Origin of the sequence: Streptomyces sp. SID5785 (assembly GCF_009870065.1) — a bacterium.
GTDB lineage: Bacteria > Actinomycetota > Actinomycetes > Streptomycetales > Streptomycetaceae > Streptomyces.
This window is the reverse complement of sequence record NZ_WWIA01001084.1, coordinates 1-2,171: the sequence shown is the minus strand read 5'-3', so window position 1 is coordinate 2,171 and position 2,171 is coordinate 1. Positions and strand designations below refer to the sequence as shown.

The following is a 2,171-nucleotide window of genomic DNA, read 5'->3' as shown; positions in this document are numbered from 1 at the left end:
GCCGTGCTGCTCGTCTCCGCCGTCGAGGGCGTCCAGGCACACACCCGTCTGCTGCTCAGGACACTGCGCCGGATCGGCCTGCCCACCCTGATCTTCGTCAACAAGATCGACCGGCCGGGGGCGCGGACCGCCGGGCTGCTCGACGACATCCGGCGCCGTCTGACGCCGTACGTGGTCCCCCTGGCCGACGTGGCCGGGGAAGGGACGCCGGACGCCCGCGTCGTGCCGCGTTCCTTCGAGGACGCGGCGGTGCGGGAGGCCGCGGCCACGACCCTCGCCGAGGTCGACGACGCGGTGCTCGCCGCGCTGGTCGACGGTCCGGCCCCGGACGCCGCGGCCGTACGACGGGCCCTCGCGGCGCGCACCGCGGACGGGCTCGTCCACCCGCTGCTCCTGGGGTCCGCCCTGGGCGGTCAGGGCGTGGACGGGCTCGTCGGGGCGCTCCGGGAGTTCCTGCCCCCGCCGCCCGCCGCGGACCCGGACGCCCGGCCCACGGGCACGGTGTTCGCCGTGCACCGGGGGCCGACGGGTGAGCGCGTGGCCCACCTGCGCATGGACGCGGGCGCACTGCGCGCCCGTCAGGACGTCACGCTCCTGCGCCGGGACGCGGACGGCGGCACCCTGCGGCGGACCGGCCGCATCACCGCTCTCCGGGTCGCCGGGGCGTCGGCGGACGCCGAACCCGTCGCCGGTCCGGGGGAGATCGCCGAGGTGCGCGGGCTGTCCGGCGTCCGGGTCGGGGACCGGCTCGGGGAACTGCGGGAGGGGCGGGTGCGGTTCGCGCCGCCGACGCTGGCGACCGTGGTCCGCGCGCGGCGCCCCGGTCAGGGCGGCGCGCTGCGCGCGGCGCTGCTCGACCTGGCCGACCAGGATCCGCTGATCCACGCCCGCGCCACGGTCGAGGGTGCGACGGAACTGCTGCTGTACGGCGAGGTGCAGAAGGAGGTCCTCGGGGCCACGCTGGAGCAGGAGTTCGGGATCGGCGCGCACTTCGAGCCGAGCCGGGTGCGGTGCGTCGAGCGCCCGGTCGGCACCGGTGCGGACGTCGAGGAGATGGGGCGGCGCAGCACGACGGGGCTGCCCGCGACGGTCGGGCTGCGGGTGGCGCCGGGACCGGCCGGCTCCGGTCGCGTCTTCACGTACGAGACGGAACTGGGCGCGCTCCCCCGGGCGTTCCATCAGGCGGTCCGGGAGACCGTGGAGGCGGAGCTCACGGGCCGGGGCGGGACGCACGGCTCTCCCGTGACGGACTGCCGGGTGACGCTGACGCACTCGGGGTTCTCCTCCCCGGTCAGCGTCGCGGGCGACTTCCGTACGGTGACGGCGGTCGTGCTGCGGCGGGCTCTGGAGCGGGCCGGGACCCGGCTGTTCGAGCCGGTGCACGCCTTCGAGGCGGAGGTGCCGCTGGACGCGCTCGCCCCGGTGGTGGCCTGTCTCGCGGGGGCCGGGGCCGCGTTCCGCGAGACGCTGGGCGGGCGGGAGTCGTGGCTGGTCCGCGGTGAGATCCTGGCCCGCCGGGTGCGGACGGTCGAGCTCGCGCTGCCCGGGCTCACCCGCGGCGAGGCCGTGTGGTGGTCGCGGGTGTCGGGCGACCGGGCGGTGGAGGACGACGCGTCGCCGGCCGCCGCCGCGCCGGCCGGTCCGGGGGTCAGCGCGCCCGGTCGCGGGCCGCGATGATCACGGTCGCCCCCAGGTCCTCGTCCTCGGCGAGGACCGGGCGCAGACCGGCGGCGGCGACCGCCGCGAGGGCGGCCCCGGCCTGGTGGGTGCCGGTCTCCATGAAGGCGTGGCCGCCCGGCGCGAGCCAGGTGCGGGCCCGGGCCGCCACCCGGCGCAGGATGTCCAGGCCGTCGGTGCCGCCGTCGAGAGCGAGCCGGCGTTCGTGGTCGCGGGCCTCGCTCGGGAGCAGGGGGATGTCGCCGGTGGGGACGTAGGGGCCGTTGGCGACGAGGATGTCGACGTGCCCTTCGAGGGCGGCCGGCAGGGGGGCGTAGAGGTCGCCCTCGTGGACCGTGGCGCCGAACGGGGCGAGGTTGCGGCGGGCGCAGCGGACGGCGGCGGGGTCGAGGTCCGCCGCGTGCAACTGCGCGGGGTGCAGTGCGGCCAGGTACGCGCCGACCGCACCGGTGCCGCAGCACAGGTCGACGACGACGGCGTCCGCGGGGGTGTGT

The 2,171-nt window shown here is 78.0% G+C and carries 2 protein-coding genes; one reads left to right on the top strand and one right to left on the bottom strand.

What is annotated here, in order from left to right; all coding sequences use genetic code 11:
• Window positions 1-1,677, top strand: a 1,677-nt coding sequence (locus GTW43_RS34990; RefSeq protein WP_161305997.1) for a GTP-binding protein, incomplete at its 5' end; no start/stop codon positions are given.
• On the opposite strand, the gene GTW43_RS34985 is transcribed toward GTW43_RS34990, so the two are convergent.
• Window positions 1,649-2,171 (bottom strand): methyltransferase domain-containing protein (locus GTW43_RS34985; protein WP_161305996.1); only part of this gene is annotated, 523 nt, incomplete at its 5' end. The genes GTW43_RS34990 and GTW43_RS34985 overlap by 29 nt on opposite strands.